The 23526-nt window shown below is 57.5% G+C and carries 18 protein-coding genes and 1 tRNA gene; 17 read left to right on the top strand and 2 right to left on the bottom strand.

The genetic code is table 11. The annotated features are described in order from the left end of the window. Nucleotides 1–177: 177 nt before the first annotated feature. Nucleotides 178–390, bottom strand: coding sequence for a cold-shock protein (locus LMH93_RS17170; protein ID WP_003250656.1), 213 nt, complete (start codon nt 388–390; stop codon nt 178–180). Nucleotides 391–552: 162 nt separating this feature from the next. Then, entirely contained in the window at nt 553–858 is a 306-nt protein-coding gene (locus LMH93_RS17165) for a hypothetical protein (RefSeq protein ID WP_003250658.1), read from the bottom strand. Nucleotides 859–1196: 338 nt separating this feature from the next. Between LMH93_RS17165 and thrS the strand changes: the two genes are divergently transcribed. The 17 genes from thrS (at nt 1197) to LMH93_RS17080 (ending at nt 23524) form a co-directional block, all read left to right on the top strand. Continuing rightward, nucleotides 1197–3119, top strand: a complete 1923-nt coding sequence (gene thrS, locus LMH93_RS17160) for a threonine--tRNA ligase (protein WP_010953409.1) — start codon at nt 1197–1199, stop codon at nt 3117–3119. Next, nucleotides 3119–3670, top strand: a complete 552-nt coding sequence (gene infC / locus LMH93_RS17155) for a translation initiation factor IF-3 (protein ID WP_012052879.1) — start codon at nt 3119–3121, stop codon at nt 3668–3670. The genes thrS and infC overlap by 1 nt, the downstream gene beginning before the upstream one ends. A gap of 60 nt (nt 3671–3730) precedes the next feature. Then, entirely contained in the window at nt 3731–3925 is a 195-nt protein-coding gene (gene rpmI, locus LMH93_RS17150) for a 50S ribosomal protein L35 (protein ID WP_003250667.1), read from the top strand. Nucleotides 3926–3952: 27 nt separating this feature from the next. After that, a complete protein-coding gene (gene rplT / locus LMH93_RS17145; RefSeq protein WP_003250671.1) occupies nt 3953–4309 on the top strand; it encodes a 50S ribosomal protein L20 in 357 nt (118 codons plus the stop codon). A 109-nt stretch (nt 4310–4418) separates the two neighbouring features. Continuing rightward, entirely contained in the window at nt 4419–5435 is a 1017-nt protein-coding gene (gene pheS / locus LMH93_RS17140; RefSeq protein ID WP_003250674.1) for a phenylalanine--tRNA ligase subunit alpha, read from the top strand. Between the two features lie 31 nt (nt 5436–5466). Further along, nucleotides 5467–7848, top strand: a complete 2382-nt coding sequence (pheT, locus tag LMH93_RS17135) for a phenylalanine--tRNA ligase subunit beta (protein ID WP_004574323.1) — start codon at nt 5467–5469, stop codon at nt 7846–7848. Nucleotides 7849–7852: 4 nt separating this feature from the next. Next, nucleotides 7853–8155, top strand: a complete 303-nt coding sequence (ihfA, locus tag LMH93_RS17130; protein WP_003250679.1) for an integration host factor subunit alpha — start codon at nt 7853–7855, stop codon at nt 8153–8155. Then, nucleotides 8136–8492 carry a MerR family transcriptional regulator gene (locus tag LMH93_RS17125; RefSeq protein ID WP_003250681.1) on the top strand — a complete coding sequence of 119 codons (357 nt, stop codon included), beginning with the start codon at nt 8136–8138 and terminating at the stop codon, nt 8490–8492. Before ihfA ends, LMH93_RS17125 begins: the two co-directional genes overlap by 20 nt. 114 nt (nt 8493–8606) lie before the next feature. Then, a tRNA-Pro gene (locus LMH93_RS17120) sits at nt 8607–8683 on the top strand. Between the two features lie 384 nt (nt 8684–9067). Further along, nucleotides 9068–10549 (top strand): sigma-54 interaction domain-containing protein, encoded by a 1482-nt coding sequence (locus LMH93_RS17115; protein ID WP_070096656.1) that lies wholly within the window; start codon nt 9068–9070, stop codon nt 10547–10549. Nucleotides 10550–10597: 48 nt separating this feature from the next. Then, nucleotides 10598–13978: a type I restriction endonuclease subunit R gene (locus LMH93_RS17110; RefSeq protein ID WP_070096657.1), complete on the top strand. Its 3381-nt coding sequence runs from the start codon at nt 10598–10600 to the stop codon at nt 13976–13978. 8 nt (nt 13979–13986) lie between these two features. Next, entirely contained in the window at nt 13987–16119 is a 2133-nt protein-coding gene (rmuC, locus tag LMH93_RS17105) for a DNA recombination protein RmuC (RefSeq protein WP_230064411.1), read from the top strand. Nucleotides 16120–16148: 29 nt separating this feature from the next. After that, entirely contained in the window at nt 16149–17732 is a 1584-nt protein-coding gene (locus tag LMH93_RS17100) for a type I restriction-modification system subunit M (protein ID WP_070096658.1), read from the top strand. Next, nucleotides 17729–18889, top strand: a complete 1161-nt coding sequence (locus LMH93_RS17095; protein WP_070096659.1) for a restriction endonuclease subunit S — start codon at nt 17729–17731, stop codon at nt 18887–18889. The genes LMH93_RS17100 and LMH93_RS17095 overlap by 4 nt, the downstream gene beginning before the upstream one ends. Before the next feature lie 14 nt (nt 18890–18903). Beyond that, nucleotides 18904–20733 carry an AAA family ATPase gene (locus LMH93_RS17090; RefSeq protein WP_070096660.1) on the top strand — a complete coding sequence of 610 codons (1830 nt, stop codon included), beginning with the start codon at nt 18904–18906 and terminating at the stop codon, nt 20731–20733. A 152-nt stretch (nt 20734–20885) separates the two neighbouring features. Then, nucleotides 20886–22619 (top strand): AAA family ATPase, encoded by a 1734-nt coding sequence (locus LMH93_RS17085; RefSeq protein WP_230064410.1) that lies wholly within the window; start codon nt 20886–20888, stop codon nt 22617–22619. Continuing rightward, nucleotides 22619–23524, top strand: a complete 906-nt coding sequence (locus LMH93_RS17080; protein WP_070096938.1) for a hypothetical protein — start codon at nt 22619–22621, stop codon at nt 23522–23524. Before LMH93_RS17085 ends, LMH93_RS17080 begins: the two co-directional genes overlap by 1 nt. Nucleotides 23525–23526: the final 2 nt, after the last annotated feature.

Below are 23526 nucleotides of genomic sequence, written 5' to 3'. Positions count from 1 at the left end.
CGCAAAATGTGAAAAGCCTGTGCGGTCGCCTGTAGGAGCGGGTTCACCCGCGAACACGAGCAAAGCCCGTGCCATTCACCCTACTGTCGGTTTCGCAGGCAATCCCGCCCCACTCAGATGATGCATCACCCATAAAAAAACCCGCCACAAGGGCGGGTTTTTTTACAGCTATCCGAATTACTCCGGACGAACCTGTGCAGCCTGCATGCCCTTCTGGCCGCGCTCGGCGACGAAGGAAACAGTCTGGCCTTCTTTCAGGCTCTTGAAGCCGTCAGATTCGATGGCTTTGAAGTGTACGAACAGGTCGTCGCCGCCGCCTGCTGGGGTGATGAAGCCGTAGCCTTTCTCATCATTGAACCATTTGACGGTGCCTTGTTGGCGATTGGACATGGGTGAATCTCCAGAACATTTAGTTTTTTCAGTGGTGCAATGCGGCCGAGGCTACGGAGCACGGGATACATCATAGTCTAATTCTGCGCATCTAGCGCCTTTTACCTTCGCAGGATATTGATCCAGCTCAAAGAATGGCTGGTCATCACCGGCTTTAAGGTTTCAGCTCTTCGGTGCGCAGGCCTGTCTCACCACCGACTGCGCCTTCTGCATCAGCTTGGCGTCAACGCCGTCCTTGCTGTCGAGGTCGGCAATCTCGGCGTCGGTGAAGTTCTTTTTGATGGCTTGCGCGCCGCAGTCGCAGTGTTTTTTCGCGGTGGCAGCGTCAACGCCCTGGCCGCTGGCCACTTGCGTGCACTGGGTCATGTAGGCGGCCTCCTTCCCGGCTGGGAAGTTGCCGGCGTTCGCAGCCACGGGCAGCAGCAGGGCGCCAGCGGCCGCCAGGGCCAGAAGAGACGGAACTCGCATCACCAGTTACTCCTTGGGTTAAGGTCTCATCAAGAGTAGGTTGCTTCCCAAAGTCTGAGCGGTATTTTTCCGCGTTAGTTCACCGTTGTGGTGCAATTTCCAAATATTTCTGCCTAGGGTGCAACCCGCGTGCTAGCATGCTCGGCTTGCAGTCGCGCTGTTGCCGGTTGCAGCTATCTTTTTTCTTTCCAGTCACTCTGGTTCGTCCCTGACAAGCCGAAAGGCTTCTGCCACTGTGGGGCAGGCTTCCTTTTACCGGAAGGCAGGTCGGATCTTGTACTGGCTCATCCCAACCCACGTGACCTTTGGTAGGGGTCACCACTAGGAGAGGAGGCGCCATGCCCGTTATTACTCTTCCCGATGGCAGTCAACGTTCGTTCGATCACGCCGTATCCGTAGCCGAAGTAGCCGCTTCCATCGGCGCTGGCCTGGCCAAGGCCACTGTGGCCGGCAAGGTCGACGGCAAGCTGGTCGATGCGTGTGACCTGATCAGCAACGACGCCACCCTGCAGATCATCACCCCTAAAGATGAAGAGGGACTGGAGATCATCCGTCACTCGTGCGCCCACCTGGTTGGCCACGCCGTGAAGCAGCTGTACCCGACCGCCAAGATGGTGATCGGCCCGGTCATTGACGAAGGCTTCTATTACGACATCGCCTACGAGCGCCCCTTCACCCCAGAAGACATGGCCGCCATCGAAAAGCGCATGATGGAGCTGATCGAAAAAGACTACGACGTGGTCAAGAAAATGACCCCGCGCGCCGAAGTCATCGATGTGTTCAAGGCCCGTGGCGAAGACTACAAGCTGCGTCTGGTCGAAGACATGCCGGATGAACAGGCCATGGGCCTGTACTACCACGAAGAATACGTCGACATGTGCCGCGGCCCGCACGTGCCGAACACCCGCTTCCTCAAGGCGTTCAAGCTGACCAAGCTGTCCGGCGCCTACTGGCGTGGCGATGCCAAGAACGAGCAGCTGCAGCGCGTGTACGGCACGGCCTGGGCTGACAAGAAGCAGCTGGCTGCGTACATCCAGCGCATCGAAGAAGCCGAAAAACGCGACCACCGCAAGATCGGCAAGCAGCTCGACCTGTTCCACCTGCAGGAAGAAGCCCCGGGCATGGTGTTCTGGCACGCCAACGGCTGGACCGTCTACCAGGTACTCGAGCAGTACATGCGTGGCGTGCAGCGCGAAAACGGCTACCAGGAAATCAAGACCCCGCAGGTTGTCGACCGCATCCTGTGGGAACGTTCCGGCCACTGGTCAAACTATGCCGAAAACATGTTCACCACTTCGTCGGAAAGCCGTGACTACGCGGTAAAACCGATGAACTGCCCGTGCCACGTGCAGGTGTTCAACCAGGGCCTGAAAAGCTACCGCGACCTGCCGCTGCGTCTGGCCGAGTTCGGTGCCTGCCACCGTAACGAGCCGTCCGGCGCACTGCACGGCATCATGCGCGTGCGTGGCTTCGTACAGGACGATGCGCACATTTTCTGCACCGAAGATCAGGTGAAGAAAGAGGCCGCCGACTTCATCAAGCTGACCCTGGACGTGTACAAGGACTTCGGTTTCAGCGACATCGCCATGAAACTGTCCACTCGTCCGGCCAAGCGTGTCGGTTCTGAAGAGTTGTGGGACCGTGCTGAAACAGCGCTGGCCGACGCCCTGAACGAATCCGGCCTTGAGTGGGAATACCAGCCGGGCGAGGGTGCCTTCTACGGCCCGAAAATCGAGTTTACCCTGCGCGACTGCCTCGGCCGTAACTGGCAGTGCGGTACCCTGCAGTACGACCCGAACCTGCCAGAGCGTCTGGATGCCAGCTATATCGCCGAAGATAACAGCCGAGTTCGCCCGGTCATGCTGCACCGCGCCATCCTCGGTTCGTTCGAGCGCTTCATCGGCATGCTGATCGAGCACTACGCTGGCGTGTTCCCGGCGTGGCTGGCCCCAACCCAGGCGGTGATCATGAATATCACCGACAAGCAGGCCGATTTCGCCCTCGAGGTTGAGAAATCTCTGAACGGAAGCGGTTTCCGTGCCAAGTCGGACTTGAGAAATGAGAAGATCGGCTTTAAAATCCGCGAGCATACTTTGCTCAAGGTCCCGTACCTTTTGGTTATAGGGGACCGCGAAGTCGAAACGCAAACCGTCGCTGTGCGTACTCGCGAAGGCGCAGACCTGGGCTCCATGCCCGTCGCCCAATTCGTTGAGCTGCTGACACAAGCGGTTTCCCGGCGTGGTCGCCAAGAATCGGAGTAATGACTATTAAGCGTGAAATGAGAAACGATAAGCGTGCTGTACCGAAGGCCCCGATCAACGAGAATATCTCGGCCCGCGAGGTTCGGTTAATTGGCGCAGACGGCGAGCAGGTTGGCATCGTCTCGATTGATGAAGCGCTGCGTATCGCTGATGAAGCGAAGCTGGACCTGGTAGAAATCTCTGCAGACGCGGTACCACCCGTCTGCAAGGTCATGGACTACGGCAAGCACCTCTTCGAGAAGAAGAAGCAGGCTAACGAAGCCAAGAAAAACCAGAAGCAGATCCAGATCAAAGAAATCAAGTTTCGTCCAGGGACGGAGGATGGGGATTACCAGGTAAAACTACGCAACCTGGTACGTTTCCTTACCGATGGGGACAAGGCCAAGATCTCTCTGAGATTCCGTGGTCGTGAGATGGCCCACCAGGAGCTGGGCATGGAGCTGTTGAAGCGGGTCGAAGCCGACCTCGCCGAATACGGCACCGTTGAGCAGCATCCGAAGATGGAAGGACGCCAGCTTATGATGGTCATCGCCCCCAAGAAAAAGAAGTAATCTCCCGGGCACGGCAGGCCTGATGATTATGTGTAATTTTATCGAATGCGGAGTTCCAACATGCCAAAAATGAAAACCAAGAGCGGTGCTGCGAAGCGCTTCCTGAAGACAGCTTCGGGCTTCAAGCACAAGCACGCTTTCAAGAGCCACATCCTGACCAAAATGTCGACCAAGCGTAAGCGTCAACTGCGCGGTGCCAGCTTGCTGCACCCGTCCGACGTCGCAAAAGTCGAGCGCATGCTGCGCGTTCGTTAATTCTGGTTAAGATAGAGGAAGTTACTCATGGCTCGTGTTAAGCGCGGCGTTATCGCTCGTAAGCGTCACAAAAAAATTCTGAAACTGGCTAAAGGTTACTACGGTGCACGTTCGCGCGTATTCCGTGTAGCCAAGCAAGCGGTCATCAAGGCAGGCCAATACGCCTACCGCGACCGTCGCCAGAAGAAGCGTCAGTTCCGCGCACTGTGGATCGCTCGTATCAACGCCGGTGCCCGCACCAACGGTCTGTCCTACAGCCGTCTGATTGCTGGCCTGAAAAAGGCTTCGATCGAAATCGACCGTAAGGTTCTGGCTGATCTGGCAGTGAACGAAAAAGCGGCGTTTGCTGCGATTGTCGAGAAAGCTAAAGCCGTTCTGGCTTAAGTACCCGCGACAATCACCCGGCGGTGCTAGCGCTGCCGGGCATTGAACGTCATCGATAGGGGAAGAGCCTTCAAAGCTCTTCCCCTATTTTCGTATCTGGAGTCTGTACATGGAAAACCTGGATGCGCTGGTCTCCCAAGCCCTAGAGGCCGTGGAACGCGCTGAAGACATCAACGCCCTGGAACAGATCCGGGTTAATTATCTCGGCAAGAAGGGCGAACTGACCCAGGTGATGAAGACCCTGGGCAACCTGCCAGCCGAAGAGCGGCCGAAAGTCGGCGCGCTGATCAACGACGCCAAAGAGCGCGTCACCGTTGTGCTCAATGCCCGCAAGGCTGCCTTTGAAGAAGCCGAGCTCAGCGCTCGCCTGGCTGCCGAATGCATTGACGTCACCCTGCCAGGCCGCGGCCAGGCCACCGGTGGCCTGCACCCGATCACCCGTACACTCGAGCGCATCGAGCAGTTCTTCACCCACATTGGCTACGGCATTGCCGAAGGCCCAGAGGTGGAAGACGACTACCACAACTTCGAAGCGCTCAACATCCCTGGCCACCACCCGGCGCGGGCGATGCATGACACCTTCTACTTCAATGCCAACATGCTGCTGCGCACCCACACCTCGCCGGTGCAGGTGCGGACCATGGAGTCCACCCAGCCGCCCATCCGCATTGTGTGCCCGGGCCGCGTATACCGCTGCGACTCGGATATCACCCACTCGCCGATGTTCCACCAGGTCGAAGGCCTGCTGATCGATCGCGATATCAACTTCGCCGACCTCAAGGGCACCATCGAAGAATTCCTGCGCGTATTCTTCGAGAAAGAACTGGCGGTCCGTTTCCGCCCATCGTTCTTCCCCTTCACCGAGCCGTCTGCAGAAGTCGACATCCAGTGCGTGATGTGTTCCGGCAACGGCTGCCGCGTGTGCAAGCAAACCGGCTGGCTGGAAGTGATGGGCTGCGGCATGGTGCACCCGAATGTGTTGCGCATGTCCGGCATCGACCCAGAAGAGTTCCAGGGCTTTGCCTTCGGCATGGGTGCCGAGCGCCTGGCCATGCTGCGCTATGGCGTCAACGATTTGCGTCTGTTCTTCGACAACGACCTGCGGTTCCTAGCCCAATTCCGCTAGGCCCAATCGACGCAACTTTCAGGAGAACAGCATGAAATTCAGTGAACAGTGGCTGCGCGGTTGGGTCAACCCGCAAGTCTCCCGTGACGAACTGGTCGCCCGCCTGTCCATGGCCGGCCTCGAAGTTGACAGCGTTACCCCCGCTGCCGGCCAGTTCAGCGGCATCGTCGTGGGCGAAATTCTCGCCACCGAACAACACCCGGACGCCGACAAGCTGCGCGTGTGCCAGGTAAGCAGCGGCCAGGAAACCTTCCAGGTTGTGTGCGGCGCCCCTAACGCCCGCCCAGGCATCAAGATCCCGTTCGCCATGATCGGTGCCGAACTGCCAGGCGACTTCAAGATCAAGAAGGCCAAGCTGCGCGGTGTCGAGTCCTTCGGCATGCTGTGCTCGGCTGCCGAACTGCAGATCAGCGAAGAAAACGACGGCCTGCTGGAACTGGCTGCCGACGCTCCGGTTGGCGAAGACATTCGCACGTACCTGAGCCTGGATGATGCCAGCATCGAAATCGGCCTGACCCCGAACCGCGGCGACTGCCTGTCCATCGCCGGCCTGGCACGCGACGTCAGCGCCCTGTACGACACCCCGGTCACCCGCCCGGTGGTGCCAGCCGTAGCGGCCGCCCATGACGAAGTGCGCCCGGTCGAAGTCAGCGCCCCGGCTGCCTGCCCGCGCTACCTGGGCCGCGTTATCCGTAACGTCGACCTGAGCAAGCCAACCCCACTGTGGATGGTCGAGCGCCTGCGCCGCAGCGACGTTCGCAGCATCGACGCCGCCGTCGACATCACCAACTACGTGATGCTCGAACTCGGCCAGCCGATGCACGCCTTCGACCTGGCGGAAATCAACGGCGGCATCCGCGTGCGCATGGCCGAAGAGGGCGAAAAGCTCGTCCTGCTCGACGGCCAGGAAGTGGCCCTGCGTGCTGACACCCTGGTCATCGCCGACCACACCCGCGCCTTGGCCATCGCCGGCGTCATGGGGGGCGAGCACAGCGGTGTGAACACCGAAAAAACCCGCGACCTGTTCCTGGAAAGCGCCTTCTTCGAGCCGATTTCCGTCGCCGGTAAAGCCCGTTCCTACGGCCTGCACACCGATGCATCGCACCGCTACGAGCGCGGCGTCGACTCGCAACTGGCCCGCGAAGCCATGGAGCGCGCCACGCAGTTGCTGCTGGACATCGTTGGCGGCGAAGCCGGCCCTGTGGTCGAAGCGGTCAGCGAACAGCACCTGCCACAAGTAGCCCCGGTCACCCTGCGCGCCGAACGCATCACCCAGATGCTTGGCATGGAAATGGACCCAGCCCAGGTCGAGCAGTTGCTCAACGCCCTCGAGCTGACCACGACCAAGAGCGGGGAAGGGCAGTGGACCGTCAGCGTACCAAGCCACCGCTTCGACATCAGCCTGGAAGTGGACCTGATCGAAGAGCTGGCCCGCCTGTACGGCTACAACAACCTGCCGGTTCGTTACCCGCAAGCCCGCCTGGCCCCACAGGGCAAGCCGGAAACCCGCGGTGACCTGCCGACCCTGCGCCGCCTGCTGGTTGCCCGCGGCTACCAGGAAGCCATCACCTACAGCTTCATCGACCCGAAACTGTTCGAACTGTTCAGCCCGGGCGTAGAGCCGCTGCTGCTGGCCAACCCCATCTCCAGCGACATGGCCGCCATGCGCGCCTCGCTGTGGCCGGGCCTGGTCAAGGCACTGCAGCACAACCTGAACCGCCAGCAAGACCGCGTGCGCCTGTTCGAAAGCGGCCTGCGCTTTGTCGGCCAACTGGGTGACCTGCAGCAGCAGCCAATGATTGCCGGCGTCATCACCGGCAGCCGCCTGCCAGAAGGCTGGGCCAACGGCCGCGACGGCGTCGACTTCTTCGACGTCAAAGCCGACGTGGAAGCCCTGCTGGGCTACTCCGGCGCCCTGAGCGACTTCACCTTCAGCGCCGGCAAACACCCAGCCCTGCACCCAGGCCAGACCGCTGCCATCGAGCGTGACGGTAAACTGGTCGGCTACCTCGGCGCCATTCACCCAGAGCTGGCCAAGGCCCTGGGCCTGGACCGCCCGGTGTTCCTGTTCGAGCTGGTGCTGGGCGACGTGGTCGAAGGCCGCCTGCCGAAATTCAGCGAACTGTCCAAGTTCCCGGAAACCCGTCGTGACCTGGCTTTGATCGCAGGACGTGATGTGGCTTCTAGCGCGGTGCTTGAATTAATTCGTGACAATGCAGGCGAATGGCTCACAGACCTCAGGCTGTTTGATGTGTACCAAGGTAAAGGCATTGATCCTGATAGAAAAAGCCTTGCCGTCGGCTTGACCTGGCAGCATCCATCGCGCACTCTTAACGACGATGAGGTGAACACTACCCTGCAAAACATCCTCACCTCGCTCGAACAAAGGTTGAACACCACGTTAAGGAAATAACGGCATGGGTGCTCTGACGAAAGCTGAGATGGCCGAAAGGCTGTACGAGGAGCTGGGGCTTAACAAGCGTGAGGCCAAGGAGCTGGTCGAGCTGTTTTTCGAAGAAATTCGGCACGCACTTGAAGAGAACGAGCAGGTCAAGCTGTCCGGTTTCGGCAACTTCGACCTTCGCGACAAACGCCAGCGGCCGGGCCGTAACCCCAAGACAGGGGAAGAAATCCCGATCACCGCACGGCGCGTCGTCACCTTTCGTCCAGGGCAGAAGTTGAAGGCCCGGGTTGAGGCCTATGCTGGAACCAAGCCATAACGACGAACTGCCCCCCATACCGGGCAAACGCTACTTCACCATTGGTGAAGTGAGCGAGTTGTGTGCCGTAAAGCCACACGTGCTGCGGTATTGGGAGCAGGAGTTCGACCAGCTGAACCCTGTGAAGCGGCGGGGGAACCGGCGGTATTACCAGCGCCAGGATGTGCTGATGATCCGCCAGATTCGTGCGCTGCTGTATGATCAGGGGTTCACCATTGGCGGGGCGCGGTTGAGGCTCTCCAGTGATGAGGCTAAAGATGAATCCAGCCAGTACAAGCAGCTGATTCGGCAGATGATTGTTGAGTTGGAGGATGTGTTGGTGGTTTTGAAGAAGTAAACCGGGTTTCTGATGAATGGAAATTTTTTTGAGAAAAAGCTTTCATTTATCAGAGGGTTAGGGTACATTCTTCAACGTTCTCGGCAAGATTGAGAACATGCTTCAAAGCCCAGTCGGGGCGTAGCGCAGCCCGGTAGCGCACTTGCATGGGGTGCAAGGGGTCGAGTGTTCGAATCACTCCGTCCCGACCAAAAAACTCCAAGAAATCCAAGCACTTACGAGTGCTTGGATTTTTTTATGCCTGCTGTTTTTCATGGCTTATCAAAAATGATCGTTCTGGTTGCCAATTGGTTGCCAATTGAGATTGGCTTGCAAGCGGTGGGGGATTAGTATCGGTTAGGAAGGCGCAGTGCTATCAGCGTCATGCGCGTTGCGTGGATGACGGCGCTGGTCAATAGGGCGGGGAGTGCCTATGTAGCTGATCGACAACGTCAATTCGCTGCTTGGCGAGAGCCTCAAGGGTTCGCTCAAGTCTGGCGCCAGGTTGAGGTTTACTGTCCAGAAAACTGTGAGGCAAAGCACGGTGCTGGTAAGTCGCGCATGCGGAAGCGAATAAAAAATAGAGGGTTAGGTGCGTGGCTAAAAAGCAGAATGTGCTGCTCTGCTGGGTGGGTGGCAACGACCTCAAGGCACTATCAGGAAGTGATGCTGGGCCTGTGCTTTCGACGCTGAGAGCAGAGTCTTTCGATCAGGTTGAATTGCTTTCTTCTTACCCAGCTGAGCAGGTTGAGCCCTACCTGGCTTGGCTGCGTGAGCAGGTAGGTGCGCAGATCAATGTCAGCTATGAATCGCTCAGGTCTCCTGTGCATTTCGGAGATATCTATCAGGCTGCCAATACCCACCTAGCGCGGCTTCAAGCCTCCGGCATACAGCTATCCATCTTGCTCAGTCCCGGCACCCCAGCCATGCAGGCTGTTTGGATTTTGCTCGGCAAGACCCGTTACCCAGTCACCTTCTACCAGGCCTCGTTAGAACAGGGTGTGCAGAAGGTCGATGTGCCATTCGAGATCGCAGCGGAATATGTCCCGGCTGCAAACACGATTACAGACGACAAGCTGCTTCAGCTTGCTGACGGCCACGCTCCAGCCAATGCGGCCTTTGACAGCATCATTACGCAGAGCGAGCGCATGCTCATGCTCAAGGTTCAGGCGCAGGTTCTTGCTCAAAAGCAGGTGCCTGTTCTGATCTATGGTGAAACGGGCACTGGCAAGGAACTATTCGCCAGAGCTATTCACAATGCTAGTCCCCGTTCATCTGGGGCATTCGTTGCGATCAACTGCGGCGCTATCCCGCCGGAGCTGATTGACTCCACATTGTTTGGTCACCGCAAAGGGGCTTTCACCGGCGCTGTTGAGAGTCGCGCCGGTGTTTTTCAGCAGGCTGATGGTGGAACCCTGTTCCTGGATGAATTTGGTGAGCTGACTTGTGATGCTCAGGTGCGTTTGCTACGAGTGCTGCAGGAAGGGGTGGTAACTCCAGTCGGAGGCAGCCAGGACGTCAGAGTGGATGTGCGACTAATCACTGCGACTCACCGCAATCTGATGCACGCCGTGGCAGAAGGTGGTTTCCGGGAGGACCTTTTCTATCGCGTTGCCATCGGTGTCCTGCATCTACCGCCACTGCGTGAGCGCGAGGGTGATTTGCTGCTGTTGGCTGATTCCCTCTTGAGCGGAATTGCAGAGCGGGACGAATCGCTAAAGGGTAAGAAAATTTCCGTAGATGCAAAAAAACTTATCCTCTGCGGCGCTTGGCGAGGCAATGTGCGTGAGTTGCAATCGACGTTGCTGCGCGCTGCCCTCTGGTGTCCGGGTGACGTGATTGGCGCTGCGGATATTGAGCAGGCACTGTTCCAATTACCCCGGGGGCAGCACAATCCAACTTCCTTGGATGTTTCTCAAGGTATTGATTTGCAAGAGATAATTTCAGAGGTTGCTGGGCATTATTTGCGTCAGGCTTTGAAGCTTACCGGCAACAACAAGACTCGGGCGGCCGGCCTGCTAGGCCTTAAAAGCCAGCAAACGCTGAGCAACTGGATGGACAAATACGGCATTGAATAAAACTGGCACGGTCCTCGCTATAGGGTCGTCATGGACAGAATCGCCTTTATGAAATCAGTCAACTTTGAGTTCCTCCGCCCCGGCAATGAGCTGCTGGCAAACCTCGCCGGTCTTGCCGAAGCCGTACTGCACATCGATCCTGGCAGTGCGCTCACTCGTCTGCGTAGCTTTGCCGAAGAACTGACCAAGGCCATCTACAAGGAAGAGCTTCTGCCGCGTATGCCGCAGTCGAGCTTCTACGATCTGGTTAAAAATCCGGTGTTTGTTGATTGCGTCAACAAACCCCTGGTTCATCAGATCAACTTCTTGCGTATCCAGGGTAACGACACTGCCCATGGTGCCGAAGGCGAGCTGCGCAACGCACAGCTGGCACTGAAGACTGCCTACCAACTGGCCATGTACATGGCCATCAAGTACTACGGCACCGTGCAGGCAGCGATCCCCGAGTTTGCTGACGTGCAGGACCCAACGGCTGCGCTGGCCAGCCTGCAGAAAACCGTCTCCAGCTACGAGAAGGACCTCAACCAGTACCAGGAAGAGCTGCAGCGCGTCATGGACAAGCTGGAGCAGGAGCGTACCCGCCACCTCGACAAGATTGAAGCGCCCGCCAAGCCCGACCAGCAAAAGCGTCAGCAGCAGAGCCAGAAGGTTGCCGACAGCCTGCATTGGAGTGAAGCCAAGACCCGCTCACTGCTGATCGACGCCATGCTCTTGCAAGCTGGCTGGGATGTCAGCAACCCCGCGCAGGTTGGCCAGGAGGTGGAGGTCGATTTCCCCGAGAACGTCTCCGGCAAAGGTAAGGCGGACTACGTGCTGTGGGGCGACAACGGTCAGCCCCTGGCCGTGATCGAGGCCAAGAAGTCCGGCAATATCAGCCTGCAAACCGGGCGCGAACAGGCCCGCATGTACGCTGATGGTTTCGAACGCATGGGCATGCAGCGTCCGGTGATTTTCTACAGCAACGGCTACGAAACCTTTATCTGGGACGACAAGCAATACAACACCTATCGCCCGGTGTACGGCCTCTACAGCAAAGACAGCCTGGAATACCTGGCCTACCAGCGCCAGTACCGCATCCCCGCGCTGGAAAAACACAACCCTGAGCTCAGCATTGCTGATCGCCCCTACCAAATCGAAGCAATCAAAACCGTCGCTGCGCACTTCCAGCAGCAGCGCCGCAAGGCCCTCATCATCCAGGCCACCGGCACCGGCAAAACCCGTGTGGCCATCGCGTTGGCCGAATTGCTGCTGCGCACCGGCTGGGCCAAGCGCGTGCTGTTCCTCTGTGACCGCAAAGAGCTGCGTGTACAGGCCGATGAGGCCTTCAAGCAGAACCTGCCCAGCGAACCGCGTTGCGTGATTGGTGAAACCAACAAGGTCGACCAGACCGCCCGCGTCTACATCGCCACCTATCCGGGTATGATGAACCGCTTCGCTCAGCTCGATGTCGGCTTCTTCGACCTGATCATCGCCGACGAAAGCCATCGTAGCATCTACAACAAGTACCGCGACCTGTTCGACTACTTCGATGCCCTGCAGGTCGGCCTCACCGCCACCCCGGTGAGGTTCATCAGCCGAAACACCTTCGATATTTTCGACTGCGAAACCACCGACCCCACCTTCGAGTTCGGGCTGGATGCCGCCATCAACAACGAGCCGCCGTATCTGGTACCGTTCCGCGTGCGCGATCTCACCACCGATTTTCTGCGTGACGGCATTCACTACAACGACCTGAGTGACGAGCAGAGGCGCCAGCTCGAAGAGGACCTCGGCGAGGAAGAAGCCAAGCGCACCACCATTGCCGGCAAAGACATCGGTCGCAAAATCTTCAGCGAAGACACTGACCGCATCATCCTGGAAAACCTGATCAACAACGGTATCAAGGATGCAACAGGCTCACTGGTTGGCAAGACCATCATCTTTGCTCAGCGCCAGGACCACGCCGAGCATCTGGAAAAACTCTTCTGCAAGCTTTACCCGCAGTATGGGGCCAAGGTCTGCAAGGTCATCCACAACGCAATTCCGCATGTGGACACCCTGATCAAAGAGTTCAAGAAACCGGGCAACGACTTCCGCATCGCCATTTCGGTAGACATGCTCGACACCGGTATCGACGTGCCGGAAGTGGTCAACCTGGTATTCGCCAAACCGGTCAAATCATGGGTCAAGTTCTGGCAGATGATCGGCCGTGGCACGCGCCTGAGTCCCAACCTGTTTGGTCAAGGCAAGCACAAGGCCGAGTTCCTCATCTTCGATCACTACGGCAATTTCGACTTCTTCGAGCAGGAGTACGAGGAACCCGAGGACAAGGGCGGCAAGTCGCTCCTGCAGACCACCTTCGAAGCACGTCTGGAGCTGGCGCAGGCCGCGCTCAAGCACAACCATGCTGCTGCCTTCGATGCAGCCATCGAACTGCTGCGTGCTGACATCAATGACCTGCCGGACAGCAGCGTTGCTGTCAAACGTGAGCTGCGGGCCGTGCACCAGTTGCAGCAGGGCGACCAACTGCAAAGGTTCGATGCCAAGGTTCAGCACCTGCTGGTGACCACCATTGCGCCGCTGATGTCGGCCCGTGTACTGCGGGACAAACATGCTACCGCGCTCGACAAGCTCATCGCCGGCATCGAAATCTGCATGGTGGAAAAGGCCAGCTGTTTCGAGGATGGCAAGATCACGCTGCTGGAGGAGCTCGACAAGCTCGCCATAAATATCCAGGCCGTTCGGCAAAAGGACGCGCTGATCGCCGAGGTACGCAGCGCGGACTTCTGGCTCAACGCCTGCGTCGATAAGCTGGAACGTGCCCGCCAGGAACTGCGCGGGATCATGAAGTATCGCAAGTCGGGGGATGGTCCGCTCTACAACACCCCGGGTACCCGCACCGCCGATAGTGGAGTGCAGGAGGCTGAGCGTGAAATCAAGATCGCCGGTGCCAACGAGGCGATGAGCTACCGCCGCCGTCTCAAGGACATCCTCGACGGCATGTTGGCCGCCAATCCGACTCTGCAGAAGATCCACAAGGGCGAACCGATTGCCGAGCAGGAGCTTAATTCGCTCACCTCGACCATCCTCACCACCCACCCCGGCGTCAACCTGCAGGTGCTCAACGAGTTCTATGGCCGCACCGCCAGCGAGCTTCAGTTGACCGTGCGCGAGCTGATTGGCCTGGACGTGCAGGCCATCGAGCAGCATTTCGCCCAGTTCCTGCATGCCCACCCCAGCCTCACGGCCCAGCAGGTGCGCTTCATGAACCTGCTCAAAAGCTACATCGCCCAGCACGGCAGCATCGTCATCGAAAAGCTCTACGACGCTCCGTTCTCCAGCATTTCCCACGAAGGCATCGACGGTGTGTTTACGCCAGCCGACGTGGGTGAGCTGGTGGCCGTGCTCAAGCCCTTCTTGCGCGGGGAAACCCCGCCTACCAGTCACTAGGAGTGCACATGCAAGCCAGTCAATGGACTACCGACATCATCGTTATCACAGCCGTACTCGCACTGGCTTGCGCGTTACTGGGTTATTTCGCTGCGGCATTGCGTCAGGGCCGGCAACTCAGTCTGCTGGCGGCTCAGCTTGAGCTGGCCCAGCAGGCTCAAACGACGGCAGTGGCCGGCAGCGCAGCGCTGAGCGAGCAGCTCAAGGCGGCAGAGGCGCGCGGCCATGAACTGCAGGTCGCAGAATCTAAGCTGAAGGCGCAGCTGCAGGCCGCCTTCGACAATGTGACTCGGCTGAATCAGGAACAGCAGGAAGGCAAAGACGCACAGGCTGCGTTGCAGCTGAAGCTGGACGATTCCAGCCGACAGTATAACGAAGCCGCCAAACGCCTGGAAACCGCTCAAGCCGAAGGGCGAGCGCTGCAGGAGCAAGTCTCTGAACTGCGTGATCGTCTGACAGCCGCGCAAACTGCAATCACCTCATTGCAAGGTGAGCGCGACACTCTCAAGGACGAACTGGCAAATCTGGATGCCAGCGCCAAGGTGGCCGCAACGGGGGAGCGGGAGGCCCGTGAGCAGCTTGCTGAAATTCGCCAGAAGATGGCTGCACAGGCTCTGGAGTACAACGAGCTGCTGGGGCGTTATCAGCCGCTTAGTAATCAGCACGCTGAGCTGAAGACGGCCCTGGATAACAGTGGGAAGCAGGTGACAGAGCTGCGGGATCGTCTGGCACAGGCTCAGACCACCAACGAGCAACTGCATGCAGATCGTGACCGCCTGAAGGATGAGCTGGCTGCCGAAGGCAAGCGCGCCAAGTCGCTGGAAACCTCCGAGCGCGATGCCCGCGAGCAGTTGGCTGAAACCAAGCAGCATCTGAATGAGCAGGTAAAGGCGTTCGGCGAACTCCAGGAGCGCTTCAACACGCTGTCATCCGAGCACACCAAGCTCAAAACCACCCTGAGCCAGCGCGAGGAGCACTTCCAGGAGCAGATGACGCAACTGGCAGATGCGCGCAAGTCGCTGACTCAGGAATTCGAGAACCTGGCCAACAAGATTTTCGAGGAGAAGGGCAAGACCTTCACCCAGACCAGCCAAACCAGTATCGACGGCATGCTTAAACCGTTCCGTGAGCAGATCGAAGGCTTCCAGAAGCGCATCAACGAAGTTCACGATGCGTCCCTGCAGGGCAACACCAGTCTCAACTCTGAAATCAAAAAGGTGCTGGAAATCGGCCTGCAGATGAGCAAAGAGGCCAACAATCTCACCTCGGCGCTCAAGGGCGACTCCCAGCAGCGCGGAGCCTGGGGCGAGGCGCAACTGCGTCGCACGCTGGAAATGAGTGGCCTTATCGAAGAGGCTCACTACGAAGTGCAGACAGCCTTCAAAGATGCCGAGGGCCGCTCCAAGCAGACCGATTATCTGATCAAGTTGCCTGATGGCAAACACATCATCATCGACAGCAAGGTCTCGCTGGTCGCCTATGACCGTGCGGTAGCAGCTGAGTCCACCGAAGAGTGCCAGCTGGCCATGGCCGAGCACGTCAAAGCGGTACGCCGGCACATCGATGACCTGGCTTCCAAGGACTACACCAACCTCGTTGGTATGCGCAGCCCCAGTTTTGTACTGATGTTTATGCCCATCGAGCCGGCCTACATCGAGGCCATGAAGCACAACAAGGATCTGTTCGAGTACGGCTACAAGAAGGGCATCGTGCTGGTTTCCCACACCACCCTGATCCCGATCCTGCGTACCGTTTCCAACCTTTGGATGATCGAGCGCAGCAATGCCGAAGCACGGGAGATCAGCGAGAAGGCCGGCGAGATCTACAACCAGGTCTGCACCGTGGCCGAGCGCCTCGGCAAGCTGGGAGGAACGCTCAATACCGTGAGCAACCACTACAACGACACCGTCAAGGCACTGGCTGGCAAGCAGGGCCTGTACGGCAAGGTGGAACGCTTCAACAAGCTGTCGGCCAAGGTCAGCAAGACGCTGCCGGCGCTGGAGCCAACCCACATGGATTTCGAAAGCGAGCGACTCTCGCTGATCGTCGAGGCGCTCGACGAGGCGGATGAGTCCACCGAAGAGTTGCCACTGCAAATAAATCACAACAGTCACGACAGCGAAGCGCTGCCGCAGGCCTGACCCCCTTTTTAGCGAGAGAAGTACCTCGAATGCTCACCGGCAAAATCCGCAACGATATCGACAAGCTCTGGGAAAAATTCTGGACCGGCGGCATTACCAACCCGCTGACCGTGATCGAGCAGATCAGCTACCTGATGTTCGCCCGCATGCTCGACATGCAGGAAGACGTCGCCGAGCGCAAAGCCAACCGCACCGGTAAAGACTTTGCCCGCTTGTTTCCCAATAACCCGGAAGGCCAGCTGCTGCGCTGGAAGAACTTCCGCAACATGAGCGGCAAGGAGCTGCACAGCCACCTCAGGCAGAAGGTCTACCCGTTCTTCGCCCAACTCGGCAGCGCCGAAGGCGAGGGCGGTGAGCGTGAAGGCCTTGGCCATATCAGCGAGTACATGCAGGACGCCGATCTGGAGATTAAGAACGAGTCCGTGCTCACCTCCGCCGTGGAGATGGTCAACGACCTGCCGCTGACCCAGAGCGACGTAAAGGGCGATATCTACGAGTATCTGCTCAGCAAGCTCACCACCGCCGGCATCAACGGCCAGTTCCGCACGCCGCGCCACATCATCGACGCGATGATCGAACTGATCGCCCCGCAACCGACTGAGCTGATCTGCGACCCGGCCTGCGGCACTGCGGGCTTCCTGGCCCGCACCATGGAATACCTCAACCGCATGCATTCCAGCCCGGAAGGCACCTTCAGCGACGAAGACGGCAACCTGCATTACTCCGGCGACCTGCTCGAACCCTACCGCCAGCACATCAACAGCCAGATGTTCTGGGGCTTCGACTTCGACACCACCATGCTGCGCGTCTCCAGCATGAACATGATGCTGCACGGGGTGAACGACGCAAACATCCGTTACCAGGACTCCCTGAGCAAATCCATCAAGGAGCACTATCCGCGTCAGGAGCAGGATTTCTTCGACGTGGTGCTGGCCAACCCGCCGTTCAAAGGCAGCCTGGACGAAACCAACACCAACCCCGACGTTCTCGGCCTGGTGAAAACAAAAAAGACCGAGCTGCTGTTCGTCGCCCATATCCTCCGCTCGCTCACGCTCGGTGGCCGCGCCGCTGTGATCGTGCCGGACGGCGTTCTGTTCGGCTCCAGCAAGGCACACCAGCAACTACGCCAGGAGCTGCTCGACAACAACCAGCTGGAAGGTATCGTCAGCCTGCCCAGCGGTGTGTTCAAACCCTACGCGGGCGTCAGCACCGCCATCCTCATTTTCACCAAAGGCGGCGCTACCGAGCGTGTGTGGTTTTATGACCTGCAAGCCGACGGTTACTCGCTGGACGATAAACGCACCGAGCTGAAAGGCGAGGGCAGCAACGACCTTCCCGACGCCATCGCCCAGTGGCACAAATACCGGAAGATGGTCGAAGGCAATATCAGCACCAGCACCATCAACACCCTGTTCGGCGACAAGCGCAAAAAGGCCTTTGTCGTGCAAGCCGAGGACATCGCCGCCAACAAGTACGACCTCTCCATCAACCGTTACAAGGAAGTGGAGTACCAGCAGGAGCAGTACGAAGACCCGAAGGTGATTCTGCAACGGCTAAAAGGGTTGGAGCAGGAAATTCTGGCGGACCTGGATGAGCTGGAGGGGATGCTGTGAGTTGGCCTCTTGTTGCCATAAGAGAAGTGGCAAAGGTTGTTACCGGAAAAACGCCATCAACGGTGGATGATCAAAACTTTGGCGGGGATATTCCGTTTGTCACTCCTGCTGAGCTTGGTCTGGATAATTATGTAACGAGTGCGCCAAGAACCTTGTCTGCTAAAGGCGCCTCGGCAATTAAGCTTGTGCCAAAGAATGCTGTGATGGTTTGCTGTATAGGTTCGCTTGGAAAGATGGCGATTGCGGGCAAGCCTGTTGCCACAAATCAACAGATCAACTCAGTGATCTTTGACGAGAATAGAGTTGATGCCAAGTATGGCTTCTACGCTTTACAGCTTTTAAAGCCGAAAATGGAGGCCATGGCTCCATCAACTACCGTAGCGATTGTTAATAAGGGCAATTTCGAGGCGATGCAAATCCCCCTCCCACCCCTGCCCGAACAAAAGCGCATCGCCGCCATCCTCGACAAGGCCGACTCCATCCGCCGTAAACGCCAGCAAGCCATCCAGCTCGCCAACGACTTCCTCCGCGCCGTGTTTCTGGACATGTTCGGCGAGCTTGTCACATCTTCTGGGTATGCAAACTCGCAAAAGTACAAGCTGCAGGAGTTGGTTGATTACATTGACTACAGAGGTAAGACTCCCGAAAAGTCCGAGTATGGAATTCCTCTGATAACGGCAAAGAACGTCAAGAGTGGGTATGTCGATGATGAGCCGAGAGAGTACATTCCCGAAGAAAATTATGACGCATGGATGACGAGAGGCTTTCCCAGGGCGAACGATGTTCTTTTTACTACTGAAGCACCGCTCGGAAATGTTGCTTTGCTAGGTGAGTATGAGAAGGTTGCAATTGGTCAGCGTTTGGTAGCTCTGCGATCCAAAGGGAAGGTGACACAGGAGTACCTCCTGTTCTTGTTGCTGGATCCTTTTGTTAAGGATTTGATTTATGCCCGCTCTTCCGGTAGTACGGTAAAAGGAATTCGCACAAAAGAGCTTTATGCTATTGAGCTTCCGGTACCGGATATGCAAAAGCAAAGAGAATTTTCAGCTGTTTACTGGAAAAGCAAATCGCTCACGAGCAATCAAGAGTCTGCACATCAATTGGATGTGTTGAACTTCAGTGCGCTGTCTCAAAAAGCCTTTGCTGACCAGCTGTAGATAAGGAAATCCCCATGCGCCTCAAGTCAGTCAAACTCACCCATTTTCGCGGCTACCGTGCCGCCACAGTCATTCCCATCGACGAAGCCATGACCGGCATCGTTGGTCGGAATGACTGTGGCAAATCGACCATCCTCGAAGCCTTGGCGATCTTCTTTGAGATCGGCGACGTCAAGGCCGATAAAAGCGATATGAACTGCTTCAGCCTGACGGAGGGTGCCGAGCAGTTCGAGATCGCCTGTGAGTTTGATGATCTGCCTGAGGCGCTGGTATTGGATGAAAATGCCCAGACCTCCCTGGCGCAGGAATACTTGCTCAACGCCGAGAGTGCGTTGGAGATCGTCAAAACTTTCAAGGCCAGTACAGGCAAGCTGGAGCGTACCGCCATCCGCTGCCAGCATCCAGCGGATGAGGCGCTGGCTGGGCTGCTAAGCCTCAAGATGGATGTTTTGAAAAAGCTCGGTGTACAACGAGGCATTGCAGAGCAGGTGGCGGATCAGCGGGTTGCTTCGCAGTGGCGACAGGCTATTCGTGCTTCAGTGCAACCCATTGTTTGCCAGGAAACCCTGCTCGAAGTCGGCAAAGGAATCTCGGCGGACAACAAACCCATCTGGGAAAAGATCGAGGCCCAGTTGCCCACCTTCGCCCTGTTCAAGGCGGATCGTGAAAGCAGCGATGGCGACGCCGAGGCCAAGAATCCGCTGCAGCAGGCTGTCAAGGAGGCTCAGGCCGCGCTGCAGGCTCAGATCAGCGCGCTGGAGCAGCAGATCGAAGCCAGTGTGCTGAATGTTGCTGAGCGTACCCTCGACAAGCTGCGGGAAATGGCCCCCGAGCTGGCCAACGAGTTGACCCCGCGCTTTAAGGAGAAGCCCAAGTGGAGCTTCAGCTTCACTCTAGATGGTGAGAACGGTATTCCGATTAACAAGCGCGGCAGCGGCGTGCGCCGCCTGATCCTGCTCAACTTCTTCCGCGCCGAGGCGGAGAAGGCAGTAGTGGGCTCCCAGTGCAATGTGATTTACGCCATCGAAGAGCCAGAGACCTCCCAGCACCCGAACTACCAGATGATGCTGATGAAGGCGTTGCTGGAGCTTTCCAACCAACCCAACCGGCAGATCATCGTCACCACCCACGTCCCTGCTCTGGCCGGCCTGATGCCCATCGATGGCATCCGCTATGTGACCAAGGATGAGAACTGTATCCCCATCGTCAAGATGCCCAATAACGATGTGCTCAAGGAGGCCGCAGAGAGTCTGGGTGTGCTCCCCGAAACGGGGATGGAGCGGGCGAAAGGCGTCGTGCTTGTTGAAGGTAAATCAGACGTCACCTTCCTCCGTCATGCCGCCAATACCCTGAAGGCTGGCGGACATCTCCCGTCCAGTCTTGAGGATGCCGGCATCGTTCCGATTCTGATTGGCGGCTGTGGCAGCGTGAAGCACTGGGTCACCCTCAATCTCGCCGATGACCTCGGGTTGCCATGGTGCGTGTTCCTAGACTCTGACATTGGCGGCAGCCCGGAGCAGGTCGCGTCAATTGCCAAGCGCAAGCAGGAAGTAGAAGGAAGAGGTAGGCCCTTCTATTCCACCCGTAAGCGGGAAATCGAGAACTATCTGTGCCCTGACATGATTGATACTCAAACCGGGGTAAGGGTGGCCTTCACCGATACCTGCGACGCTAAGAAAATCATAGGCCAGGCGGTGCGTGTCAAAGCGGATGATGTGATCGACAAGTTCTGGCCTCACATGGCTGCTGAGCAGATCCTCCAGCGCTCGATGTACCAAGAGGGTGCTGAGCAGCGCTCGGAGCTCAAGGAGCTAGTCGAGAACTTGCTGGCGTTGGTTCCGTGAACTCAGCTCGATATGAGAGCCAGCCGAATGCGGTTTGGTTTGCCTGTGAGCCATGCAGAGACGGCGTGAGCGCATGCAACGGCAGAGCTATTGCCATCTAAAAATTACAAATAAGACATTTGCCGGCCATAGGCCGAGCTAGGGCATAAAAAATGCGAATTACAGAAATCGCCCTCACCAACTTTCGTTCCTTTCAGGCTACCCAAACCATCCCGCTGGCGCCGGTAACCTTGATGTTTGGGCCTAATAGCGTCGGCAAAAGCTCGGTGCTGCAGGCGCTGTTTTATCTGCAGCAAATCCTCGCCAAAGGCCACTGCGACCCGCAGCGCATTGATGTGTTGGGCGAAAAACACATCGGCGGCTTTGCCAGCCTGGTGAATGGCGGTGACCTGAATAAACGCATTGTCATCAAGCTTCATGTCGCAAAAAACGACAGCATCGGTGCCACTTACAACCAGCTGTATGAGCTGATCAACGAGGATTTTGGCCTCACCGTCGACAGCCCAACTGCCGATGCCGCACGCTTTGCTTTGGAGTTGCATATCGCCTGGTCTAAATCAGCCGAAACCGCCTATGTGGCCTGCTACAAGCTGTGGCTGGACGATACGCTGATCGCTGAACTGACCAGCGATGCGGGGATGAAGCAGCCGGTGCTGGCCTGGCTCAATTACCAACATCCCGCTTTGCTAGCCGAACTTGATTTGGATGAAGCTCCGGAGCGCGAAGCCGAAGGCTTTGTAAGTGCCTTGCATGAGCTATTAAACGCTCAGCGCCCCATTCAGCAAGTCAGTCACCGCGACTCCTGGCATATGCCCGAAATGACCTTTGCACATGCCGAGTTGGGTTTTAAAGGCTTTGCTGGCGCCTTACCGCTGCTGGGCAAGCGATTGGAAACCACCGTCGAACACGACGACCCGCGTATCACCACACGACTGCATGAAATTCTCTCGGATGTGTTAGTAGCTCCGTTAGATAACATGCTGACAGTGCTTAATCAGAGTCTGTGCATCGGCCCGCTGCGCATAGTGGCCGATGCCTTGCGCCAGCCTAATCCTTACCCTGAGCAGAAAGACTGGTACAGCGGCGCGGCTGCCTGGGACGTAGTTAGTGCGCTCAGCCGCCAGCACAAAGCGCCCGCCTTGCTGGCCGAGATTAACCAGTGGATGGGGCATCTCGGCCTGGGCTATTCACTGCGTGCAAAGTCGGTGGTGAGCAAGGTGGTGTATTCCGGTGGTGACGACAGTCTGGGCGAGTTGCGCGCCATGCTCGATGCGCATGGCGATAAGCTTGAAATCAGCTTCAGCGGTGCTGATGAGGAAGGCAATCCGTCAGAGCAGAAAGCGCCTATAGATATGGAGAAGCTGAAAGCGCTTCTGCAGGAGCTAGCGCCTGAGAGCGCTGCCCCTAAGGGTGCCGTTATTGAGCAGGTGCGCAATCAATGGGCGCTGTGGGATGACGCGCGGCGGTGCGAGGTAGCCTTCTCCGAGGTTGGTGTGGGGATTTCACAGCTGTTTCCGCTGATTGTGGCGGCAGTGGTCGCGCGCCAGGGGCTTGTGACTTGCGAGCAGCCAGAGCTGCATGTGCATCCGCGAATTCAGGTTGGCATAGGTGATTTGCTAACCCAGGCCAATCGCCAATGTAGCTACCTGATCGAGACCCACAGCGAACATTTGATCTTGCGGATTTTGCGGCGTATTCGCGAAAGCACTGAGGGTGATTTACCCAATGGCCTGCAGCAGCTGAAACCTGAGGATGTGTCGATTATCTACCTCGACACGGCAGTAGGCGGGGTAAAGGCAACGCGTATCGAGATTGATCGCTATGGCGAGTTCACTACTCGCTGGCCTAATGGTTTCTTCGCCGAGCGTGGCGAGGAGCTGTTCTGATGCACGCCATATTCGCCATTGAGCCGGACGCTATCAATAACTGGCAAGACTTGAAGTACGCACTAGAGAAGTTCGGCTACAGCAAGGGCTTGTTGATTGCACGCTTTCCTAAGCCCTGGCCCCGCTTGGTGATTGAGGCCTGTGAGCGTCGCGGCGTGGGGGATGTGGAGCGGGCGCGTATCGTCGAGAAGCTGCGCCAAGCCCAGAACGACCGGCTGGTGCGCTTGGGGCTGCCGTTTGATGGTGACGATTGGATCGCCAATGCCAAACAAGATGGTGTACGCGAGCGTCTGTCAGCAATCTTGGTGCGGGATAAGAACGATGCAGAGCGATTTCATTGTCTAGCCGAGGTTGAAGAGGCGCTGTTTGAAAATCGTCGTGATGTGCAGGTTAAGCGTAATGCTCAAGCTTTGGCCGAGGCTGCGCGGTATGTGTTGCTAAGTTCTGATCGCATTGTTCTAGTCGACCCGTATTTTCAGGCCATGCCCAAGTGCTGCAAGGTTCTGGAGGCAATGGTTGATCTTTGTCGCCAGCAGGAGCATCGCCTGGTTGAGGTGAGCATCTTTACCGCAAAAAGCACTGATGACCGTCGCGTTGACCTTATTGCTGCCGATTATGGAAGGATGCTTGACGCTATACTGAGGCAAGGGGTTTGTATACGTATTCATCTATTGTCTGATGCTGCTTTGGATCAAGACTTTCATGCCCGTTATGTAATCAGCCCGCGTGCTGGATTGCGTTTTGATCGTGGTTTTGTTGAACCCCCGGATCATGGGCGGCGCCAGCACTTAACTGATGTTGTTTGCTTGGATGAGCGTCGTGTGGCTGAGCTGAATAGTCGCTATCTGGAAACTGATGATGGCCTGGCTAACGCTGAGTCTATTGTTTTGCCGCGAAGTTATTGAGG

The organism is Pseudomonas sp. CIP-10, from assembly GCF_020911845.1.
In the GTDB taxonomy this organism is placed as follows: Bacteria; Pseudomonadota; Gammaproteobacteria; order Pseudomonadales; family Pseudomonadaceae; genus Aquipseudomonas; species Aquipseudomonas alloputida.
Note: the sequence above shows the minus strand (reverse complement) of the source record. Positions and strands in the feature narration are given on the sequence as shown.